The sequence below is a fragment of the Candidatus Baltobacteraceae bacterium genome, assembly GCA_036559195.1.
Taxonomy (GTDB): Bacteria; Vulcanimicrobiota; Vulcanimicrobiia; order Vulcanimicrobiales; family Vulcanimicrobiaceae; genus JALYTZ01.
In genome coordinates, this window is sequence record DATBTN010000068.1 from 1 (window position 1) to 19,584 (window position 19,584).

Sequence of the window (19,584 nt, forward strand, 5' to 3'; positions counted from 1 at the left end):
GTGGAACGCCCGACGCCCGGTCCCGGCAACGGCGAACTGCTCGTTGCGGTTGAAGCCGCCGGCGTTTCGCGCGCCGACGTTATCCAGCGAAAGGGCTTGTATCCGCCGCCTCCCGGTCATTCGGATATTCCCGGCCTGGAAGTGGCCGGAACGGTCGCGGCGGTCGGTGAGGGCGTGCGCGGCTGGCACGTGGGCGACCGCGTCTGCGCGCTCGTCAACGGCGGGGGCTACGCCGAGTACGCTATCGTTCCGGCGGCGCAGGCGTTGATCGTTCCCAAGCATTGGAGCACGCTCGAGTCGGCCACGCTTCCCGAGAACGCGTTCACCGTGTACGACAACCTCTTTACGCGGGCGCGGCTGCGGCGCGGCGAAACCGTGCTCATTCACGGCGGTACGAGCGGCATCGGATCGACCGCCGTCATGTTCGCGAAAGCTTTCGGCGCGCGCGTCATCGTGACGGTCGGAAGCGACGAGAAGTGCATCGCCGCGCGCCAGATCGGCGCCGATTACGCGATCGACTACAACCGGGCGGACTTCGTAGAAGAAGGCCGGCGTTTTACCGACGGGCTCGGAGCCAACGTGGTGCTCGATATCGTCGGAGGCGACTACATTCCGCGCGACCTCGAAGTGCTCGCGCTCGACGGTCGGATCGTCTGCATTGCGACCATGGGCGGCGCCCAGACCGAATTGAATCTCGCCAAGCTGATGGGGCGGCGCGCGTCCATTATGGGATCGTCGCTGCGCCCGCGAACGACCGAGCAGAAAGGCGCGATCGCCAAGGCGCTGCGCGAGCGCGTCTGGCCGCTGCTTCCCAAACGCGATCCGATCAAACCGCTGGTCGACGCGACGTTTACCTTCGAGCACGCGGGCGACGCACATCGGCGAATGGAATCGAGCGCGCACGTCGGCAAGATTTTACTGACCCCGCGCTAAAGACAAAGAACTGGCAAGCGGGCGCCGGCCGGTATCGTTTGGGGACCGGCAGGCTCGGGTACAGCAGAAACGCACATCTGTCGTTTCTAGAACGAGGGGTTTTAAGTCACCGATGAAGTCGTATACGCCAAAAAAATGGGATCTTTCCGGTTTGCAGGGGGGCATCTCCGATGCAACGCTCGAGATGCACTTCGGCCTCTACGAGGGCTACGTTAAGAACACGAATCTGCTGATCGAGCAGACGGGCGCGATTCGCAAGAGCGGCGAGGGTCAAGGCTCGAATCCGAAATTCGCGGAGCTCGTGCGCCGCATGGGTTGGGAGTTCAACGGCATGCGTTTGCACGAACTCTACTTCGATAATCTCACCAAAAAGCCGGCGGGCGATCCCAAGTCCGGCTCGCTCTACAATGCGATCGGCGAGAGCTACGGAGATTTCGAAAGCTGGAAGAAAGATTTCTTCGCCGTGGGCGGCATGCGCGGTGTCGGCTGGGCGATCGCGTTCTTCGATCCGGCCAGCGGTCAAGTGAGCAATCATTGGATCGAGCTGCACCAGGACGGCAACATCGCGACGTTCGTGCCGATCGTCGTCATGGATTGCTGGGAGCACGCGTTCATCAAGGACTTCAAGCCGTCCGAGCGCGGCAAATACATCGAAGCGTTCTACGCAAATCTCGATTGGGCCGCGTGCGAGGCGCGCCTACCGAAGTAGGGTAACGCCGATCTCGCGCGGCTCGACGAAGAGCGAACGCGAATGGGTGTAAAAGACGAGCCCCGGGGCCGCCGACGGACGCTTGCGCACGAACTTTCGCAGCGTGAAGTCGACGGTGACCTTGGGGCTCGTCTTTGCTTTGGAGTGGAGCGCCGCAAGCGAGGCGGCCGCTACGATGTCGGGATCCGCAGGTTCCCCGCGTTCGTCGCGCTGCAGGATGACGTGCGCTCCCGGCTGGTTCTGTACGTGAAACCACAGATCGTTCGGGCGCGCGACGCGAAACGTGAGGTCCGCATTTTCGACCGGCGTGCGTCCAACGAAAATTCGCGAGCCGCTCGCGGTCGCATACTGCAGCGGTTTGCGTTTGCGCCCCGCGTTTCGAACGCGCGGCTTCCCCCGATGTGCGTCGAGCCCCGCGATGGCCTCGGCGACGTCGCCGATCTCGCCCTCGGCGGCGCGCTCGAGTTCCCAGCGCAAATGCCCGATATCCTCAAGGCCCGATTCGAGATCGGCGCGCCGCGCGGCGAGATGCTCCGCGGTCGATCCGAGTTTTTTATATTTGGCGAAGAACGCCGTCGCCCGCTCCTTCGCCGTGGTCCGATCGAGGCCGTCGAGTTCGTGCAGGGTCGCGTAAATCGCGTCGCCGCGCTCGCGCAAGCTTCCGCGCTCCCCCGCCGCGCGCAGCATGCCGGCGATCTGCGCCAGCTCCGAGCGCAGTTTGCGTTCGCGGTCGGCCAGCGTTCGTTCCAAATCGCGCCGCCGCTTCGCGAGCCGATCGCTCTGGTCGGCATGCGTGTGAGCGCTGCGATCTTCGCCGAAGATCGCAAAGATATCGCCGGCCCGTTCCAGAGTGAGTTCGGCGAATTGCGGCAGCGCCGCGAGATGCGCTTGCACGAGCGCACCGTCGCGGCGGTAGACGTAGAGCGGTTCGCGCGCCGCGTCGTCGCGCAGCAGCGCGTCGACGATGGCCGCTCCGCGCTCGGGCCCGTAGCCGTCCATCAGCAGTTTCGGTACGTACCGCGTGCCGTCGAGCGGCGGCGGTTGATAGGTTTGGCCGGTTTCGACCGCGCGCGTGCCGTTCTCGGCGAGTGAAAATTCTTTGGCGGCCGCAACCACGGTTTGATCCTTGAGCAGAACGACGTTGCCGAAGCGCGGGACGAGTTCGCAGACCAGTGCGTAGCCGCTTTCGACGCCGAATCGCGAACGCGTACCGAACTCGAGGCGCAAGAGCCGGTCGCCTTTGCGCGAGCGCACGGCTTGCAGGACGCTCGCGCGCAAAGCCGCGCCGGCGGCCCGCACGAATCCGGGCTCGTCGGCGATCGGCAGTTCGCCATCCTCGAGCGTCACGACCGGCGTCGGCGCAAACGAATCGATACAGAGCAGCGTCGTCGTACCCCGATGCCAGAGCGCGAGCGCAAGGCGGCCGTCGGCGAGCCCGCCGACATCGCGAACGCGCGCACCGCGCAGGCGCTCGCCCAGGTCGCGCGCCGCTCGATAGATCAGGAGCCAGTCGGTATACACGGTGGCAGTCCCTTCGCGTTTGGGTATGAGTTCACCATGCGATATCTGGCGATCGTCACGTTCGGCCTCTTTCTGCTGGCCGGTTGCTCCGGCGGCGGCGCAACGCCATCGGCCCATCCCGACGGCTGGACCGCGCTTGCCGGAAGTTCCGGCTCGACGTTCGCTAACGGCGGCGCACGTTTTACGCTAAAGAAGAAGCCGTATTCAGGCGGAATCAAAGACTACGCGTCGACGCTGACGACCGACACCATTCTTACCGACCGGAATGCGAAATTCGTGCAGGCCGTGCCGTTTCCGGATTGTCCCGGTGAGGCGGGCCTCCAGCGCTTTACGATCGGCGGAAAAACGCCGGGGCTGCTCGAGATCGGATTCACCGTGACGGGCAACATGGCGATCACCGCGAGCTATTTTCGCCCGAAGGGCATGCCGGCGGATCCCGCCGCCCGCGATGCGATCAAGACCGACGTCTGCACGGTCGTGGTCTAGCTAAAGCGGGCGACGAGTTCGCGTTTTAGCACTTTCCCGCTCGGTCCGAGCGGAAACGCTTCGACGAATTCGACGCGTCGCGGATACTTGTAGCGCGCGAGCCGTTCTTTCGACCATGCGATCAGGTCTGCGGCGGCGGGAGCCGGCGTTTCGGAACCGAGCACGATGACGGCGACGATCTCTTCTCCGTGAACCGGATCGGGGATGCCGATCACCGCGACTTGCGCGATCGCCGGATGCCGAACGAGCACGTCTTCAACCTCACGCGGATAAACGTTGTAACCGCCGCGCAGCACCATGTCTTTTTTGCGGTCGACGATCGAGACGAAGCCGTCGGCGTCTTGCGTGCCGAGGTCGCCGCTGCGAAACCAGCCCTCGACCATCACCGCGGCGGTCGCTTCGGGCCGGTTCAGGTAGCCCTTAAAAACGTTGTGGCCGCGGATGACGACTTCCCCGATCTCACCGGTTGCGACGAACTCGATGCGGTTTTCGATCTCGGCGTCGGCGATTCGCAGATCGACGCCCCAGATTGCGCAGCCCACGGTCCCGGCCTTGCGGCCGAATGCTTGCTGGTTAAAAGAGGCGACGGGTGAAGTCTCGGAGAGTCCGTACCCCTCGTAGATCGGCGCGCCGAACTCGGCCTCGAAGCGCTCGAGGATGGCGAGTGGAAGCGCGGAGCCTCCCGACGAACACGCCCGCAGCGCGGGCCGGCGGGGGTCTTTTTTCGCGGCCTCCAGCAGGGCGAGGTACATCGTGGGGACGCCGCTAAAGAGCGTGACGTTTTCGCGAACGAGCAGATCGAGGGCGGCCGCACCGTCGAAGCGCGGCATGAGGACGACGCTCGCGCCGATTCGGAACGCCGTGTTCATCACGCAGGTTTGCCCGAAGGAGTGAAAGAGCGGCAGGCACCCGAGCATGACGTCCTCCGGCTGCACCGCGAAGAGATCGAAGGCGCTGACTTGGGCGTTCATCACCATATTGAATTGGCTCAACAGGGCGCCCTTGGGCGCTCCGGTGGTGCCGCTGGTGTACAGAATCACCGCATCGTCGGAGGGCTCGCGTTCCACCAGGCCGCCCATCGGGGCCGCCGACTCTGCCAACTTCTCGAGGCGGGGCGTTCCGGGGAAACTCGGCTCGGGCGCAAACGGCGGACCATCCAGCAGGCTTACGGCATCGACGCCGGCCAGGGCCGCTCCGGCCAGCCCCTCGGGAAGCATCGCCGCTCCGACGAAGAGTTTCGCCCCGCTGTCGCGCAGGACGTACTCCACCTCGCTCGCCCGCAGGAGCGAGTGGACCGGGACCACGACCGCGCCGATGGCCAGAGCGCCGTAATACGCGCGCGGAAAATCGGGCAGGTTGGGGATCATGAGCGCGACTCGGTCGCCCGCGTTCACGCCCCGATCGCGAAAGACGGCCGCGTAGCGCCGTGCCTGCTCCCAGAGTTGGGCGTAGGTCAAGCGCCCGGCGCCCAGAACAACGGCGGTACGATCGGCGTGGCGCAATGCCGATTCGGCCAGGATCGATGCGAGCGAGAGGGGCATGCTCGTTAGGTTTGGGTCGCCCGGCGGACATCCTGGAGGCGGGCGAGTAAAGGTACGGCCCCGATATGTTCTGAACAGATGATGCTTTGCCGTCGTCTGGAGAGTTTCGTACGTGTTCGGCCCGGGTCTGCTCTTCGTTGTGTCGGGCCCGTCGGGGGCCGGTAAAGACACCCTGGTCGATGCATTGCGCGCTCGCATGCCGCGGCTGCGGTACTCCGTCTCGGCGACGACGCGCGATCCGCGGCCGGGCGAGCGGGAAGGCGAGCATTACTTCTTTCTCCCGCGGGACGAGTTCGAGCGGCGACGGGGCGCCGACGGCTTTCTCGAGTGGCGCGAATACAACGACAACCTCTACGGCACGCCGCGCGATTTCGTCGAGCGGACGCTGACCGAAGGCTACGATCTCATCATGAAGCCCGAAGTCAACGGTGCCCTCTCGATCAAGAAAACCTTCCCGGACGCCGTGCTGATCTTCTTGCTGCCGGACCGGTTCTCGCACTTACGGGCACGGTTGCTCGCACGGCGAACCGAGACGAACGAAGAGATTGCCGGGCGTCTGGAGATTGCCCATCGTGAAGTCAAGTCGATTCGCGACTTCGACTACATCGTCATCAACGAAGAGCGCCGTTCCGAGGATGCGGTTCGGGACATGCAGGCGATCCTGCAGGCGGAACGCTTTCGCATCCATCGCTTCAGCGACGACTCAATAAGGAATTTGGAAGAATCATAATGGCTAAAAGCAAGATCTCGGTATTCGGCGATCTCGACGTTCTCATGACCAAGGTCGACTCGAAATTCAGCCTGGTCAACGTAGCGACCAAGCGCGCCAAACAGCTGAACAACCATCCCGACTTGGCGCTCACGGAGCACGTGAACCTCAACAAGCCCGTCTCGACGGCGCTCAACGAAATCGCCGACGGCAGGATCCAGTTCCATCGCACCCGCGAAGGCATTAAATAGCAGCGCTATGTGCGGGATCGTAGGGTACATCGGCGAGCGCGACAGCGTTCCGATTATTCTGGACGCGCTGGCGCGCCTGGAGTACCGTGGGTACGATAGCGCGGGCATCGCCGTTATCGACTGCGACGGCGCGCTGACCGGGAGCAAAGCCGAAGGCAAGCTCGCGCGATTGACCGAGCGGCTGCGTAACGGCGAGCGTCTCTCGGGCAAGGTAGGCGTCGGACATACGCGTTGGGCAACGCACGGGCGCCCGTCGGATGCAAACGCCCATCCCCACGCGGATTGCACGGGCAAGATCGCGGTCGTTCACAACGGCATCATCGAGAATTACGGCTCGCTTCGCAAGCGGTTGATCGAACTCGGTCATACGTTCAAGAGTGAAACGGATACCGAAGTGATCGCGCATCTCATCGAGATGCACTACGCCGGCAGCCTCGAGGAGGCCGTGCGCGCGACGCTGCGCGACGTTCGCGGCGCGTACGCGCTCGGCGTGATCAGTTCGGACGATCCCGACCACCTGATCTTTGCCCGCAATGGAGCCAGTCCGCTCGTCGTCGGTATCGCCGATGGCGAGATCTTCGTCGCCTCGGACACGCCGGCGATCCTGCAATATACGCGCAAGCAGATCATTCTTCAAGAGGGCGAGATGGTCGTCGTCGGCCGCGACGGCTGGCGCCTGACGGACTACGACGGCAACCCAGTCCACCGCGACGTCGTGCAAGTGATGTGGGATGCGAGCTCCGCCGAGAAGAGCGGTTTCAAACACTTCATGCTCAAGGAGATCTTCGAGCAGCCCAATGTGATCAAGGAGACGCTCGCCGGGCGCATTGACGAAAGCAACGACGTGCGGCTCGCCGCCGAAGTCGGAATCGACGAGAAGCAATTGACGGCGATATCTAAAATCGCCATTACCGGATGCGGGACGGCATATCACGCCGGGCTCGTGGGGCAATACCTCCTGCGCTCGCTCGTGCATCTTCCCGTTGAGATGGAGCTGGCCAGCGAGTTTCGTTACGGCGATCCGGTGATCGATTCGACCGCGCTGACGATCGCGATGTCGCAATCCGGCGAGACCGCCGATACGATCGAGGCCGTGAAGATCGCCAAGCAGTCGGGTTCGGCCGTGCTCGGGATCTGCAACGTGCTCGGCTCGCATCTCACGCGTGTCGCCGACGGAACGCTCTTCACGCGCGGCGGCCCGGAGATCGGCGTCGCCGCGACCAAAACCTACCTCAGCCAAGTGACGGCGATGACGCTCTTCGCCCTCTATCTCGCGCGACTGCGCGGGAGCGCTCCGCTCGAGCGGCTGCGTGAGATCGCCGACAACACGAAGCTGCTGCCGGCGGCGATCGACGTCGTTCTCAACACGAGCGACGATATCAAACGGGTCGCCAAAATCATTCGCAAGAGCCGATCGGTGTTGTTCATCGGGCGTTACATCAACTTTCCAACCGCGCTTGAGGGCGCGCTTAAACTCAAGGAGATCTCGTACATTCACGCCGAGGGCTACGCCGCCGGCGAGATGAAGCACGGGCCGATCGCGCTGCTCGACTCGAGCGTGCCCGTCATCGGCGTCATGACCGACGGTCGGGTGCGCGAGAAGATTCTTTCGAATCTCGCCGAGTCGAAGGCTCGCGAAGCGCAGATCATCGTGGTGGCCAATCACGGTGACGAAGAAGCTAAAGCGATCGCCGACCACGTCTTCTGGGTGCCGAAGGTCGACGAACTGCTCTCCCCGATCGTCAACATCGTGCCGCTCCAGCTGCTGGCCTACCATATCGCCGATATCGAAGGCAAGGATGTCGACCAACCGCGCAATCTGGCCAAGACCGTCACCGTCGAGTAAGGAATCCATGAATCGTTTTGACGGGCGAAAGCCCGACGAATTGCGGCCGGTGACCATCGAGCCGAATTTTCTTAAATATGCCGAAGGCAGCGCGCTCATTACCGTCGGCAACACGCGCGTGCTCTGCGCCGCGAGCGTCGACGAGAAAGTTCCGCCCTGGATGAGGGGACGTGGAACGGGTTGGGTGACGGCCGAATATTCGATGCTTCCGCGCGCCACGCAGGAGCGAACGCAGCGCGAAGCGTCCAAAGGCAAACTCGGTGGCCGCACGCACGAAATCCAACGCGTGATCGGCCGGGCGCTGCGTGCCGTAACCGATATGGCCAAGCTCGGCGAGCGTTCCATCTGGCTCGACTGCGACGTGTTGCAGGCCGACGGCGGCACGCGCACGGCAGCGGTTACCGGAGCCTGGGTCGCGTTGACGTTGGCGCTGCTCAAATCGCACGACCCGAAGAACGGCCGCGCTTGGCCGCTGCTCGGACAGATCGCCGCCACCAGCGTCGGGATCGTGCACGGCTATCCGATCCTCGATCTCGCGTATGAAGAGGATAGCAAGGCCGAAACGGATATGAACGTCTTTATGACCGATGCCGGTACGTTCGTCGAGATTCAAGGCACCGCCGAGGCCGCCCCGTTTTCACGAACCGAACTCGACCGTTTGCTCTCGCTCGCGCAGGGCGGCATCGAAACGCTGCTCGCGATGCAGCGGGCGGTCGTCGAACCCTACGGCTATCCCGTGCCGGCGAATGCACGATAGCGACGGTTTCCGCGCGCTGGTGGCGCACGTCGGCGAGTTTTACGTCACGGAGAAGAAGCTCAAGAGCGCTCAGGCGCGGATCGAGTCGATGATCGCCTCGGGCGAGGTGAACGCGCGCGAACGCGCGGATTACTTGAGCGCCGTGCGAGCCTATTTCAGCGGCTTCGAAAAAGAGGCCCGCACGCAGTTGCGATCGGTCGACAAGCGCATCGAGCACGTCGATCAGGTCCATTTCAACTTGAGCGCCGAACGCGCAGTCGCCGTGCGCCGTATCGAAGCGACGCGCCAAGTGCTGGAGGATCTCGAGCGGATGGCACCGTGAAAGTACTTGAAGACGTCGGCAAGGCGACGACCAATCTCTTCGAATACGCGGGCGGGATCACCCAATTAGGCGGCGAGACGATCGGTTTCATCGCGACGTTGCGCATTCGGCTCGGCGAAACGATGAATCAGTGTTACCAGTTGGGTCTGCTCTCGCTCGTGATCGTGCTGCTGACCTCACTCTTTACGGGGATGGTCTTTTCGCTCGAATCGGCACAGCAAGCCGTTCAATACGGCGTTGGAAATATCGTCGGCGGAGCCGTCGCCTATACGTCGGCGCGCGAACTCGGCCCGATGCTCTCGGCAGTCGTCGTAGCCGGACGGGTTGGTGCGGCGATCGCGGCGGAGATCGGCTCGATGGTGGTCACCGAACAGGTCGAGGCGCTGCAGTCGCTGGGTCTCGCGCCGGCGCGCTTTCTGGTCGTGCCCCGTTTGTTGGCGCTCATCATCATGCTTCCGCTGCTCACGATCTTTGCCGACGTCGTCTCGATCGTCGGCGGAATGTGGATCGCGCAAACGTACGCGCACATCGGCTACGGTGAATTTCTCAGCTCCGTACGCCAGACGATCGGTTTCCCCGATTTTGTCAAAGGACTGTTTAAAGCGGTGATCTTCGCCGTGATTATCGCGATGGTCGGCAGCTATCAAGGTTTGAGCACGCGCGGCGGTGCCGCCGGCGTCGGCAAGTCGACCACGGGCGCCGTCGTTACGTCGATCATCTTGATTTTCATCTCGAACTTCATTCTTTCGTATCTGCTTTTTGGGGGCGGTTAGTGCCGAATTTGATCGCCCGGCTCGACGACGTCACCCTGCGCTACGGCGACCGCGTCGTGCTGCAGAACTGCTCGCTCGACATCGTTGAGGGCGCGATCACCTGTATTATCGGGCTCTCCGGAGCCGGTAAATCGACGATCCTGCGGCTGCTCGACGGGCTGCGAAAACCCGACGTGGGACACGTCTACGTCCGCGATAAAGATATCTGTCACATGCCCGAGAGCGAGTTAATCGAGATGCGAAGCAAAATCGGCTTCGCGTTTCAGTTCGCGGCGCTCTTCGACAGCATGACGATCGGCGACAACATCGCGCTCCCGCTGCGCGAGCACAGCTCCCTCCCGGAGAAGGAGATCAAGGAAATTGCGTTAGCGACGCTCGACAGCGTCGGTCTCTCGCATACCTACGACAACCTTCCAAGCGAACTATCGGGCGGCATGCTCAAGCGCGCCGGATTCGCGCGGGCGGTGGTCACCAATCCCGACGTCGTGCTCTACGACGAGCCGACGACGGGACTAGATCCGATCGTCACGCACCTGCTCACCGACACGATCAAGCGGCTGCGTCAAAAGCTTAACGCCACCGCCGTCGTCATCTCGCACGACCTGCAGTCGATTTACATGATGGCCGACTACGTCGCCATGCTCTTCGAGGGGGCGATCATCGCCTACGGCACCGTCGAGGAAGTCAAAGAATCGATGAACCCCATCGTTCAGCAATTCTTGCAAGGCAGCGAAGTGGGACCCATCCCCTTATGATTGGTTTAACCGGCGCTTTGCGCATGTGGGGAGCCCAATTGCGAGGCCCGATGGCGGTTTCGGGGAATAGGCGTTTTTAAGTATGTCGAAACAAGCTCAGGTCGGTGTCTTTGCCTTGTTGGCCCTGCTCTCGCTCTTTGGGGTGTTCTACGTCATTACGGACTTTGGGACGCGCCACTCGGGCTATAAAGTCGGGGTTCATTTTAATTCGGCGGCGGGATTGCCGACGGGAGCGCTCGTCTACTTCGCGGGCGTAAGCGTGGGCACGGTCGATTCGATCGAACTGCTGCCCGACAACACGGTAGACGTGGTGCTGGCGGTAAATAAGGACGTCGATATTCCGCGAGCCTCGAGGTTCCTGATTCAAGCCCCGTTGACGGGCTCGCCGAACCTGATCATCGTGCCGCCGCCCCCGCCGCAGCCGCAGCCGATCGCGGTTCTCGACCGGCGCGTGATGCCGATCGCGCAACAGCCGCACGGAGAAGACAGCGCGACGGTCGCCGAATTGCTGCAAGAGGGCCAAGGCGAGATCAAACGGCTGGACTCGATGCTTTCGGAGCTGCAGACGACCGAGCCGCAGTTGCTTTCGAAGATGCAGACGACGCTCGATAACGCGAATCAACTCACCGCAACCGCGAATCAAAGCATCGTCGCGCTCTCGGCGCAAGCCAAAGGGATCGCCGACACGCTGCAGAGCAGCTTGGGGCAGGCCTCCAGCAACGTCGATCAGCTCACGGCGACGCTCAATAGTACGGTCGGCCGAAATTCACATCAAGTCGATCGTCTGTTGACCTCGCTCAACTCGACGGCACTCGCGCTCAACCAATCGATGGACTCGCTGCGCGGCCTGGCGACGGATCCAAAGATCAAACGTAACGTCGTGGACACGACGCAGAATATCGCGGACCTCACGCAAACGGTTGCCGGCCTCACGCGCGATTTGCGCAACGTGACCGGCAATCCGCAAACCCAGGCGCAATTGCGCGACACGGCGGCCCAACTCGATGCGGCGACTCAGAAAGCCAACTCGCTGCTCTCGACGCTGGGCGGAACGAGCCACGTCTACGGCGTCGATGCCGGCGCCACGCCGGTTCCCGTGCCGACGGGCTCCTACCCGCCCGGCAGCGTGACGATTCCGCCGGGTACGGCCGTGCCGCCGACCCCGCAAGAGCGCGAAGCGCGAGCCGCGCGCGCCAAAGCCGGCCTCGCAAAGATCGCGCACAATCTCTATGCGATCCAGCTGCGCTTTAGCGAGTTGGACCGCCAGCGCGTCGCCGGAACGAATCCGCTGCTCGGCCGCGATCGCGGCCCGCAGACGGACGCGAATCTGATCTTGCTGCCGGGCGGCGCAACGAGCTTCATGGTTGGGGCCAACGATATCGGCGCCCGTACGTCGTACAACTTCGCCGCGCGTCGGGGTATCGGCCGCGGCGCGTACGTCGGCGGCGGCGTCCTCTATTCGCGCTTCGGCGTGCTCGGCGGCTACAACGGCGGCCGCGTCGGCGTTGAAGGGCGCGCGTACGATTTGCGGCGCCCCACCATCGACCTCTACGGAAACTTCAGCGTCACGCGGTTTGCGAAACTCTTCGTCGGCCAGCGCGACGTCACGCATCCCGAACGCCGCACGGTCCTCGGCATCCAACTCCAGTTCTAGCGGCTCGAAGGTGACGATCATGGAGCAACAAGGTAAACACCGTGTCGGGATCATCGGTGCTGGCGCGATGGGAACGCTCTACGGCTTCCACCTCGCGTCCACGTGCGACGTGACGATGCTCGACAGCAACCCCGGACGACTCGAAGAGATCGGGCAGCGCGGCCTCTCGGTCAACGAAGCGCCGCCCCGAATGGTGCACACCGCGCAAGGGCCGCGCGATCTCTTTGGATCGACGATCATCTTTTTGTTTGTGAAAGCCGTCGACACGCTGCGTGCGCTGCGCCCCTTCGCAGGCGAACTTAACCCGTCGACGCCGATCGTCTCACTGCAGAACGGCGTTGGCAACGAGGACGCGATCAAAACGGCGCTCGGCGGAGCCGTGCCCGTCGTGCTCGGAATCACCACCGAATCGTCGCTCACGCTCGCGCCCGGCCGCGTACGCAGTTCCGAAGAGGGCAGTACGATCATCGGTTCCGGCGGCGCGTCGCCGGCGACCTCGCGAAACGTGGCATCGCTCTTGAGCGAGAGCGGGATGCGCGCGTCGGTCGCCTACGATATTCGCCCGCATCTGTGGGGCAAACTCGTCGCAAACGCCGCGATCAATGCCGTCAGCGCGTTACTCGATTGCGAGTCCGGAGCGATCGCGAAGGATCCCAATGCGGCGCGGCTGTGCGAAGCGCTGGCAGAAGAAGCCGCAACCGTTGCGGCGGCGCTGGGCATCAACCTTCCGTTCGTCAATCCGTGGCAGTACGTTACCGAGGTCATCGCCGTGGGAGCCGATTCGAAGAGTTCGATGGCCTTCGATCTCGAGTCGGGTCACCCGAGCGAGATCGATCACATCAACGGCGCCGTCTGCGCGGCCGGCCGCCGCACCAACGTGCCGACGCCGTACAACGACGCGATGGTTCGTTTGATCAAAGCCAAGGAATCGATGAGCCGCTAATCGCGTTTGAGGACCCGGCGGCTCGTTCCCAAATCCCAGTGCCGCACGATCTCGAAGCGTTCGGGTTCTCCCGGAACGGAGCGGCGGTGCTGCAGACACTTCAGTTCGACGGTGAGCGGGTTGCTCGCGAGATACTCGCGTAGCGCGTTCCCGATTGCCCGCGCCTCGCCGATGGGCGTCTCGCGCCCGACGTGCGCCAAGGTTACGCCAAACCGGCGGCCGTGGTGATCGATGTCGGGGTACCCGATCCCGAGCCCGGCGGCGAACGTATTGAGATCGGCGGCCTGCAGCGGTTCGAGCCGCAACGCGTGCGCGGTGAGCACCACGCGGACGAACGGTGCGCTTAACCGCGGCGGCATCGCGCTCGGGCTCCACTTGATCACGCGCCGGCCGCCGGCGAACTCCACCCCCGCCGCGCGCCGGCCGGTAGGTTTGAAATACTTGTTGACGTCGGCGATCGCGAGCTCTCGCAGCAGCGGGCCGGCGCCTTCGACGCGCAACGCGATCGTGTCGTACGAGCGAGCTTCGTCTCCGTAGCCGTACTGCCACAGGAATCGCGGCGGCACCAAGAGCTCCGGGGGTTCCATAAGATCGAGCATCGTCTACTTAGCGTACCCCATCCTGAGGCCAAAATCCGTAGATTGCGCGGCCGGGTTCGAGATCCCAAAACCGCGTGGCGTTGTCGCCGACGCCGTAGACGACCGCATACGGCACGTTCCGCGCGAGAATCGCGCGCACGAGGTCCGCGAAGTCGCGCTGCGACATCCACGTCGCGGCGTAGCGTTTGAACTTCTGATCGTCGGTGAGGCCGAGCCACCCGCTCGATTCGCGTACGCTCTCGTGTTTGGGATCGTCCGGCGAGGTGATCGAACCGATCCGCACGCACGCAACCTGAATCTCGAAGGCATCGCTGTAGTAGCGCCCGAGCGTCTCGCCGAAAGCCTTCCAAACGCCGTAGAGCCCGTCCGGACGGTACGGCTCGGTCGTGCCGACCACGCGCCCGAATCCGGGCTCGTAAATCGCCGGGGCGTTGCGAACTTCATTCATACCCACGCAATGATTCGAACTCGCAAAGACGATTCGCTCGAGCCCGTTGCGGCGAGCCGCCTCGAAGACGTTATACGTTCCGCCGATGTTGGTCGCGTAGACGCTTGCCCAATCCGCGTCGACCGCGACCACGCCTGCGAGGTGAATGACCGCTTGGCAGCCGCGCAGGGCGGCGACCATCGCCTCGAGATCGCGAACGTCCGCGTTGACGTCGGCATCCGCCAGATCGATGCGAATCAGATCGTGCTCCGCGCCGAGACTTTCGCATAAGCGCGAACCGATCGTGCCGTTGGCTCCCGTCACCGCAATTTTCACGTTCGTATCCTTTTTTCTGCCCGCTTGGAATCCATAAATGGACTTTATCGATTGTTTAGTCTATACTAAGATAGAGGCTTATCCGGAAAATGACTGCAATTCCCGAATCGATCTCCTCGCCAGCGAACATTTTGCGCCAAGGCGCCCGCGCCTCCGGACCCGCGCTCCGCACGTTCACCCGCATCGCCGAGCTTTGGGATCTGAAGTCGAACGAGCGACAACGGGTGCTTGGGGTCGCTCGCTCGACGTACTTCGCCTATCTCAAAGAGCCGGACCGCGCGCGCCTGTCGGCCGATACGCTCGAACGTATTTCCTACGTGCTGGGCATCTACAAGGCGCTCCAAGTTTTGCTCCCTCGCCGCGAAGCCGCCGATGCGTGGATTCGTCGTGCCAATAGCGCTCCCGTCTTTAACGGGAACTCGCCGCTGGAGTTGATGTTAGGCGGTAAGGTCGCCGATCTCTACCTCGTACGCCGTTATCTCGACGGTGAGCGGGGTTGGTAACCCAGCTCGAATGGAAGACCTCTTACCGCATCATTCCCTCGCGCTATCCGGTCGCCGGCCTCTTCGACGGGGTGGCCGATGCCGCCGATCTCGAGGTGATTGTAGCGCTTGAGGCGGCGACGAATCCGCGCGTACTCGATGCGGCCGGGGAGCTTTCGACGGTGCGGCCGGAGGACCGCATCTCCGGACCGCATACGACTGCGATCATGGCGGCCTTCACCCACACGCAGCGCAGTCGTTTCAGCGACGGGAGCTTCGGCGTTTACTATGCCGCCGGCGACGAACCGACGGCCATCGCCGAAACCGCCTACCACCGCGGGCGCTTCTTGCGCGATGCGGGGTTACCCAACGAGCGCCTGGATATGCGCGTTTACGTTGCGGCCCTGGCCGGCGCGTTCGACGATATTCGGCCCACGAACGCGCGCTCGAAATTGTACGATCCCGACTCGTATGCGTATTCGAGCGCGTATGCGGCCAAGCTTCACCGCCGCAACGCCGTCGACGGCGTTGTGTATCGCAGCGTTCGCCGGCCGGGCGGGGAGTGTGCCGCCGTCTTTCGTCCGGCGCGCGTTACGCGCTGCCGCGTGCTGCGCCATCTCCAATATCGCTTCGAGAACTTCGCTTTGAGCGCCGTCTACGAGATCAGCGTTCGCGAAGCGTAAGGCCGATTTAGACTTGCGGTTTGAGCTGCAGCACCCGAACGACACCCGAATGGATCTCGATATCGACGCCGCGATTCGCACCGCCGTTGATCGAGCCGTCGATCGTCTCGTTCGTTCCGTGCGAGGTTCCCTTGAGTGGAAAGTCGGTAAAGATGCTGCCGTTGTCGGTATGCAGGTGGACGTGGAGTTTCGCCGTCGCATTGATCCAGACTTCGACGTTGCCCGTTCCCGCCCCGAAGTGAAGCGTTCCCGGCCAATCCGTGCTGCCGAAAAAGACGGTCACGTTGCCGGTTTTGGCGTACGCGTTGGCGTAGCCGGAGACCAGCACTTTTATATCGCCCGTGCCGGTGGTCGCATCGACCACGCCCGGAACGTCGGCGACGTTGATCGAACCCGCGCGCGTGGCAAGGTTCAGCGTCACGCCTTGCGGCCCGCGCACCAGATAGCGCACGCTGCCGGTTTGACCGGGAATGTGAACCGCAAGCCGATTTCCGCGCGACTGCACGACGGGTTTCTCGCTCGAATCGTTCGTGAAGGCTTCGATCGTGTAGACGTCTCGAGGCGCTCCGCGCTCGGGCGCGTACGCGCTGATGTCTCCCCGCGCGTTGCGCACGGTGATGCTTCCGCCAGGCGCCATCGAGCCCAGATGGGTGAAACTCGGAACGGGATTGCTGCACGCGGCTAGTGCGAGCAGGAGAAGAAGGAGCAAAGGCTTGCGCATAACGACGGTATTCGGGATTCGCGGTCGGCGATTCCCTTAGCGCTCGTCGCTTCGATCGCGCGGATGCGCCTCTTCGTAGCTGCGCCGCATATGCTCGAGCGAAACGTTGGTGTAGATCTGCGTCGTCGAAAGACTCTCGTGACCCAAGAGTTCCTTGATCGTTACGATGTCCGCACCGTTTTCGAGCAAGTGCGTTGCAAACGAATGGCGCATCACGTGCGGCGTGACGTGTTTCTGCAAGCCGCTGAGCTGCGCGAATTCGCGAAACACCACCCAGGCCTGCCGGTGCGAGAGCCGCGATTTGCGCCGGCTTACGAAGAGCGCCTCGTCCGCGGTGCGCGGACGAACCCCGAGATAGGTCGCGATCGCATCGGCGGCGGCCCGGTTAAGAAACACCATGCGCTGCTTGTTGCCCTTGCCGATCACGCGCATGACGCGCCGGTCGAAATCGACGTCGCTGAGGTTCAAGCCCACGAGTTCCGCGCGGCGAATGCCGCTGGCATAGAGGACTTCCATGATTGCGATGTCGCGCAAGCGCTGAAACTCGGTCTTACCGGCGACGCGCGTTCTGAGCAGTCGCGTCACCTCCGGCTCCGACAGCACCTGCGGCAGGCGTTTGGCGGCTTTGGGAGGCGGAACGTCGGTCGCAGGATTCTCTTCGCGCCGGCCCTCGCGCTTTTGCAGCGCGAAATACGAACGCAGCGCCGCAATTTTTCGCCGTACGGAGGTGGCGGTGTATTTGCGCGGTCCCATTAAGTCCATCACAAATCGCCGCACGTCGGAGACGCTCGCGTCTTTCAGTTTATAAAACGGCGCGGTCCTGGGATGGCCGGGCTCGAGAAACGCTCCGAAAAGCTCGATATCGCGAGCGTATTCCTCGCTCGTGCGCGGCGATTGGCCGCGCTCCAAGCGCAGATACGCCGCGAACTCGGCGATCGTCGGATCGGTAGGGATGTAGCTACTCAACGATTCTCCGGGGTCGCGATGATATACGCATAGTCGAGCGAAGCGCCCCGGTCCACCGTGAGGGCGGCGCGCCAATCGACTTTGCCGCCCGAGCTGTGCGTGAAACTCTGGGTCGCAATCCCGTCACCGGCTGCTTTTCGCTGCGCGAGCCAGCCTCCGGCTGTAAATTCGGAGGCGAAGGCCGCCAGCAGCGCATCCGGCGCGAGCGCCGTCTTTAGGTAGGCGGTCGAGCTTTGAAACGGGCTAGCGAACGGCATCGCGCCCTCCATTTCGGCGCCGGCCGGTGCGTGAAGCTGGGGAAGCGGGGCCCGAAACTGCTCGGCGAGCTGCGCGATCCCCGCGAGACCGTTCTTGGACGCACAGGGTAAAAAGCTCGAAGTCGCGTCGTTCTCGGTCGAGACCGATATCACGAGTTCGTCCGGCGAGCCTTGCGGAAGATGAAACGCCACGCTGCGATGGCCCGGACCGCAGTATCGTGCCTCGCGGCCCGGCGCGTTAGAGTCGACGAATCCGCCAATGCGGGCTGAGGGGAACGCGGCGCTCTTCCAACCGGCAGCCGCGAGCGTCTTTGCATAGTTCTGGGCGACGGCCGAACTCGCTACCTGGTAATAGAGCGTCACGTTGTTCGAGCCGCCAAAGCGGCGAAGCATCGCCGGCAACGGCGGCCCCGCCACGCTCCCAACGAGTGTGGCGCCCGCAGGGAGCGGCAGCGTGCCCAGACCCTCGGCAGGCAGTTTTCCGAGCAGCACGGTCGCCTTGCCGAAGCCGCCTTGGTTCGCGATCATTTGCGCCAGCTCGAACCCCGGATCGCCGCTCGCGGCGCTCGCCGCGCCCGCTCCCAAAGCCAGCGCCAACGCTGTCGCTGCGAATGCCAAACTCCCCCGTTGTTTATGCATGCTCGTACCCTCGGGCGTACTAGTACTTTCGAGCTAGGTTCAGCGCCGAAACCCGCATTACCGCTGCCCGGGCCAAGGCCCCTCGAAGCTCTTTCCACAGCTCACATTATATCACCAAATTACTGTTTGTGGATATACAAGAATTGTGGAGAAAGGGCGACGGGCTGTGGAATGGCGGCCTCGATCTCGTTCTTCCGGAATGGTTTGGCAGCGACGACCGGGTACGATGTGCGGGTGTTGACCGCGCCGCATATCGTCACGTGGATCATTTGCGCTGCGGCGCTCGTGGCGATTCTGATTCGCCCTCGGGCTATTGCCGAGTGGGTTTGGGCCGTTGCGGGCGCGATCGCGCTGCTCGCGTCAACGCTACTGCCGCTGGGCGCCGCGGCCGGAGCCGTGGAGCGCGGGTTCGACGTCTATCTATTTCTGGTGGGCATGATGGCGCTCTCGGAGCTAGCCCGAGCCGAGGGCGTGTTCGATTGGCTCGCTACGCGCGCTCTGGCCGCGGCGCGGGGATCGCGTACCCGGCTGTTCGTGCTGGTCTACGCCGTGGGGGCCATCGTCACATCACTGCTCTCGAACGATGCCACGGCGGTGGTGCTCACGCCGGCGGTTTTTGCGGCGTTGGCGCGGACCGAGGGCGACCCGCTGCCGTTCCTCTATATCTGCGCCTTCGTAGCCAATGCGGCGTCCTTCGTGTTGCCGATCAGCAACCCGGCCAATCTGGTGGTGTTCGACGCCCATCTTCCACGGCTCGGGCCGTGGCTGGCCGCCTTCGGGCTGCCTTCGATCGTCGCGATTGTTATGACGTTTGCGATGCTGTATCTCGTGACGCGCAAGCAGTTGCGCGGGCGGTTTACTGACGAAGGCGTCATCCGGCCGCTGTCGCGCGCGGGTCGCGTTGCCTTCATCTGCGTGCTCGTCTCCGCGGCCATCTTGGTAGCGGCCGCTTCGCTCGGGAAGCCGATCGGGATAACGACGTTCGCACTAGGCGCTCTCTCGAGCTGCGCGGTTGCGCTCGTCGACCGCTCGATCGGACGATCCTTACTGCGTGGGATCTCGTGGTCGATCGTTCCGCTCGTTGCGGGCTTGTTCGTTATCGTCGCCGCGCTCGACCGTAGCGGCGTACGCTCGCTCGCGCGCGGCTTTTTGCATCATGCCGAAACGCTCGCTCCCAGTGCCGGCAATCTGCTCGTAGGCGCCGTCGTTTCCCTTGGGTGCAATCTGCTGAACAATCTGCCGATCGCCGTCGTAACGGGCTACGCGCTCTCGGC

The 19,584-nt window shown here is 63.4% G+C and carries 22 protein-coding genes; 15 read left to right on the plus strand and 7 right to left on the minus strand.

The genetic code is table 11. From position 1 onward, the window contains the following. Together VIG32_11230 and VIG32_11235 are read left to right on the plus strand one after the other, a co-directional pair. The coding region (locus tag VIG32_11230) for an NAD(P)H-quinone oxidoreductase (GenBank protein HEY8298579.1) at window positions 1-933 on the plus strand (933 nt) is incomplete at its 5' end. A 112-nt stretch (window positions 934-1,045) separates the two neighbouring features. After that, window positions 1,046-1,642, plus strand: coding sequence for a Fe-Mn family superoxide dismutase (locus VIG32_11235; protein HEY8298580.1), 597 nt, complete (start codon window positions 1,046-1,048; stop codon window positions 1,640-1,642). Here the strand turns inward: VIG32_11235 and VIG32_11240 are convergent. Continuing rightward, on the minus strand, window positions 1,631-3,163 hold the full coding sequence (locus tag VIG32_11240; GenBank protein ID HEY8298581.1) for an NFACT RNA binding domain-containing protein: 1,533 nt from the start codon (window positions 3,161-3,163) through the stop codon (window positions 1,631-1,633). The genes VIG32_11235 and VIG32_11240 overlap by 12 nt on opposite strands. 36 nt (window positions 3,164-3,199) lie before the next feature. Here VIG32_11240 and VIG32_11245 point away from each other — a divergent pair, with 36 nt between their 5' ends. Next, window positions 3,200-3,649: a hypothetical protein gene (locus VIG32_11245; GenBank protein HEY8298582.1), complete on the plus strand. Its 450-nt coding sequence runs from the start codon at window positions 3,200-3,202 to the stop codon at window positions 3,647-3,649. Here the strand turns inward: VIG32_11245 and VIG32_11250 are convergent. Beyond that, entirely contained in the window at window positions 3,646-5,190 is a 1,545-nt protein-coding gene (locus VIG32_11250; protein ID HEY8298583.1) for a long-chain fatty acid--CoA ligase, read from the minus strand. The genes VIG32_11245 and VIG32_11250 overlap by 4 nt on opposite strands. A gap of 112 nt (window positions 5,191-5,302) precedes the next feature. On the opposite strand from VIG32_11250, the gene gmk reads away from it, so the two are divergent. The 9 genes from gmk (at window position 5,303) to VIG32_11295 (ending at window position 13,200) form a co-directional block, all read left to right on the plus strand. After that, window positions 5,303-5,920 carry a guanylate kinase gene (gmk, locus tag VIG32_11255; GenBank protein ID HEY8298584.1) on the plus strand — a complete coding sequence of 206 codons (618 nt, stop codon included), beginning with the start codon at window positions 5,303-5,305 and terminating at the stop codon, window positions 5,918-5,920. After that, entirely contained in the window at window positions 5,920-6,150 is a 231-nt protein-coding gene (gene rpoZ / locus VIG32_11260; GenBank protein ID HEY8298585.1) for a DNA-directed RNA polymerase subunit omega, read from the plus strand. Before gmk ends, rpoZ begins: the two co-directional genes overlap by 1 nt. A 7-nt stretch (window positions 6,151-6,157) precedes the next feature. After that, entirely contained in the window at window positions 6,158-7,996 is a 1,839-nt protein-coding gene (gene glmS, locus VIG32_11265) for a glutamine--fructose-6-phosphate transaminase (isomerizing) (GenBank protein ID HEY8298586.1), read from the plus strand. A gap of 7 nt (window positions 7,997-8,003) precedes the next feature. Further along, complete coding sequence (rph, locus tag VIG32_11270) at window positions 8,004-8,753, plus strand: ribonuclease PH (GenBank protein ID HEY8298587.1); 750 nt, start codon at window positions 8,004-8,006, stop codon at window positions 8,751-8,753. After that, window positions 8,743-9,075 (plus strand): hypothetical protein, encoded by a 333-nt coding sequence (locus VIG32_11275; protein HEY8298588.1) that lies wholly within the window; start codon window positions 8,743-8,745, stop codon window positions 9,073-9,075. The genes rph and VIG32_11275 overlap by 11 nt, the downstream gene beginning before the upstream one ends. After that, window positions 9,072-9,848 (plus strand): ABC transporter permease, encoded by a 777-nt coding sequence (locus VIG32_11280; GenBank protein ID HEY8298589.1) that lies wholly within the window; start codon window positions 9,072-9,074, stop codon window positions 9,846-9,848. The genes VIG32_11275 and VIG32_11280 overlap by 4 nt, the downstream gene beginning before the upstream one ends. 8 nt (window positions 9,849-9,856) lie before the next feature. After that, window positions 9,857-10,603, plus strand: coding sequence for an ATP-binding cassette domain-containing protein (locus VIG32_11285; GenBank protein HEY8298590.1), 747 nt, complete (start codon window positions 9,857-9,859; stop codon window positions 10,601-10,603). A gap of 82 nt (window positions 10,604-10,685) precedes the next feature. Beyond that, window positions 10,686-12,257 carry an MlaD family protein gene (locus VIG32_11290; protein ID HEY8298591.1) on the plus strand — a complete coding sequence of 524 codons (1,572 nt, stop codon included), beginning with the start codon at window positions 10,686-10,688 and terminating at the stop codon, window positions 12,255-12,257. A 19-nt stretch (window positions 12,258-12,276) separates the two neighbouring features. Then, the gene (locus VIG32_11295; protein HEY8298592.1) at window positions 12,277-13,200 is read left to right on the plus strand and encodes a 2-dehydropantoate 2-reductase; all 924 of its coding nucleotides are present in this window, start codon (window positions 12,277-12,279) and stop codon (window positions 13,198-13,200) included. Here VIG32_11295 and VIG32_11300 read toward each other — a convergent pair. Beyond that, window positions 13,197-13,799, minus strand: a complete 603-nt coding sequence (locus VIG32_11300) for a hypothetical protein (GenBank protein HEY8298593.1) — start codon at window positions 13,797-13,799, stop codon at window positions 13,197-13,199. The two genes, VIG32_11295 and VIG32_11300, sit on opposite strands and share 4 nt — an antisense overlap. A 7-nt stretch (window positions 13,800-13,806) precedes the next feature. Then, window positions 13,807-14,562, minus strand: coding sequence for an NAD(P)-dependent oxidoreductase (locus VIG32_11305; GenBank protein HEY8298594.1), 756 nt, complete (start codon window positions 14,560-14,562; stop codon window positions 13,807-13,809). A gap of 89 nt (window positions 14,563-14,651) precedes the next feature. Between VIG32_11305 and VIG32_11310 the strand changes: the two genes are divergently transcribed. Both VIG32_11310 and VIG32_11315 read left to right on the plus strand, forming a co-directional pair. After that, window positions 14,652-15,065 (plus strand): antitoxin Xre-like helix-turn-helix domain-containing protein, encoded by a 414-nt coding sequence (locus VIG32_11310; protein ID HEY8298595.1) that lies wholly within the window; start codon window positions 14,652-14,654, stop codon window positions 15,063-15,065. Continuing rightward, on the plus strand, window positions 15,059-15,727 hold the full coding sequence (locus VIG32_11315) for an RES family NAD+ phosphorylase (protein HEY8298596.1): 669 nt from the start codon (window positions 15,059-15,061) through the stop codon (window positions 15,725-15,727). The genes VIG32_11310 and VIG32_11315 overlap by 7 nt, the downstream gene beginning before the upstream one ends. Before the next feature lie 7 nt (window positions 15,728-15,734). Here the strand turns inward: VIG32_11315 and VIG32_11320 are convergent, their stop codons facing one another. The 3 genes from VIG32_11320 to VIG32_11330 are packed head-to-tail and all read right to left on the minus strand — an operon-like array spanning window position 15,735 to window position 18,310. Continuing rightward, a complete protein-coding gene (locus VIG32_11320) occupies window positions 15,735-16,448 on the minus strand; it encodes a hypothetical protein (protein ID HEY8298597.1) in 714 nt (237 codons plus the stop codon). Window positions 16,449-16,484: 36 nt separating this feature from the next. Next, window positions 16,485-17,414 (minus strand): site-specific tyrosine recombinase/integron integrase, encoded by a 930-nt coding sequence (gene xerA, locus VIG32_11325; protein ID HEY8298598.1) that lies wholly within the window; start codon window positions 17,412-17,414, stop codon window positions 16,485-16,487. Then, complete coding sequence (locus VIG32_11330) at window positions 17,411-18,310, minus strand: hypothetical protein (GenBank protein HEY8298599.1); 900 nt, start codon at window positions 18,308-18,310, stop codon at window positions 17,411-17,413. The genes xerA and VIG32_11330 overlap by 4 nt, the downstream gene beginning before the upstream one ends. Before the next feature lie 171 nt (window positions 18,311-18,481). Between VIG32_11330 and VIG32_11335 the strand changes: the two genes are divergently transcribed. Continuing rightward, the coding region (locus tag VIG32_11335; GenBank protein ID HEY8298600.1) for an SLC13 family permease at window positions 18,482-19,584 on the plus strand (1,103 nt) is incomplete at its 3' end.

Excerpts from the sequence above, each read along its gene's own strand:
- VIG32_11235 (HEY8298580.1), top strand. The coding sequence starts at position 1,046 with ATGAAGTCGTATACGCCAAAAAAATGGGATCTTTCCGGTTTGCAGGGG.
- VIG32_11245 (HEY8298582.1), top strand. The coding sequence starts at position 3,200 with ATGCGATATCTGGCGATCGTCACGTTCGGCCTCTTTCTGCTGGCCGGT.
- VIG32_11250 (HEY8298583.1), bottom strand. The coding sequence starts at position 5,190 with ATGCCCCTCTCGCTCGCATCGATCCTGGCCGAATCGGCATTGCGCCAC.
- rpoZ (HEY8298585.1), top strand. The coding sequence starts at position 5,920 with ATGGCTAAAAGCAAGATCTCGGTATTCGGCGATCTCGACGTTCTCATG.
- glmS (HEY8298586.1), top strand. The coding sequence starts at position 6,158 with ATGTGCGGGATCGTAGGGTACATCGGCGAGCGCGACAGCGTTCCGATT.
- rph (HEY8298587.1), top strand. The coding sequence starts at position 8,004 with ATGAATCGTTTTGACGGGCGAAAGCCCGACGAATTGCGGCCGGTGACC.
- VIG32_11275 (HEY8298588.1), top strand. The coding sequence starts at position 8,743 with ATGCACGATAGCGACGGTTTCCGCGCGCTGGTGGCGCACGTCGGCGAG.
- VIG32_11290 (HEY8298591.1), top strand. The coding sequence starts at position 10,686 with ATGTCGAAACAAGCTCAGGTCGGTGTCTTTGCCTTGTTGGCCCTGCTC.
- VIG32_11295 (HEY8298592.1), top strand. The coding sequence starts at position 12,277 with ATGGAGCAACAAGGTAAACACCGTGTCGGGATCATCGGTGCTGGCGCG.
- VIG32_11300 (HEY8298593.1), bottom strand. The coding sequence starts at position 13,799 with ATGCTCGATCTTATGGAACCCCCGGAGCTCTTGGTGCCGCCGCGATTC.
- VIG32_11310 (HEY8298595.1), top strand. The coding sequence starts at position 14,652 with ATGACTGCAATTCCCGAATCGATCTCCTCGCCAGCGAACATTTTGCGC.
- VIG32_11320 (HEY8298597.1), bottom strand. The coding sequence starts at position 16,448 with ATGCGCAAGCCTTTGCTCCTTCTTCTCCTGCTCGCACTAGCCGCGTGC.
- VIG32_11330 (HEY8298599.1), bottom strand. The coding sequence starts at position 18,310 with ATGCATAAACAACGGGGGAGTTTGGCATTCGCAGCGACAGCGTTGGCG.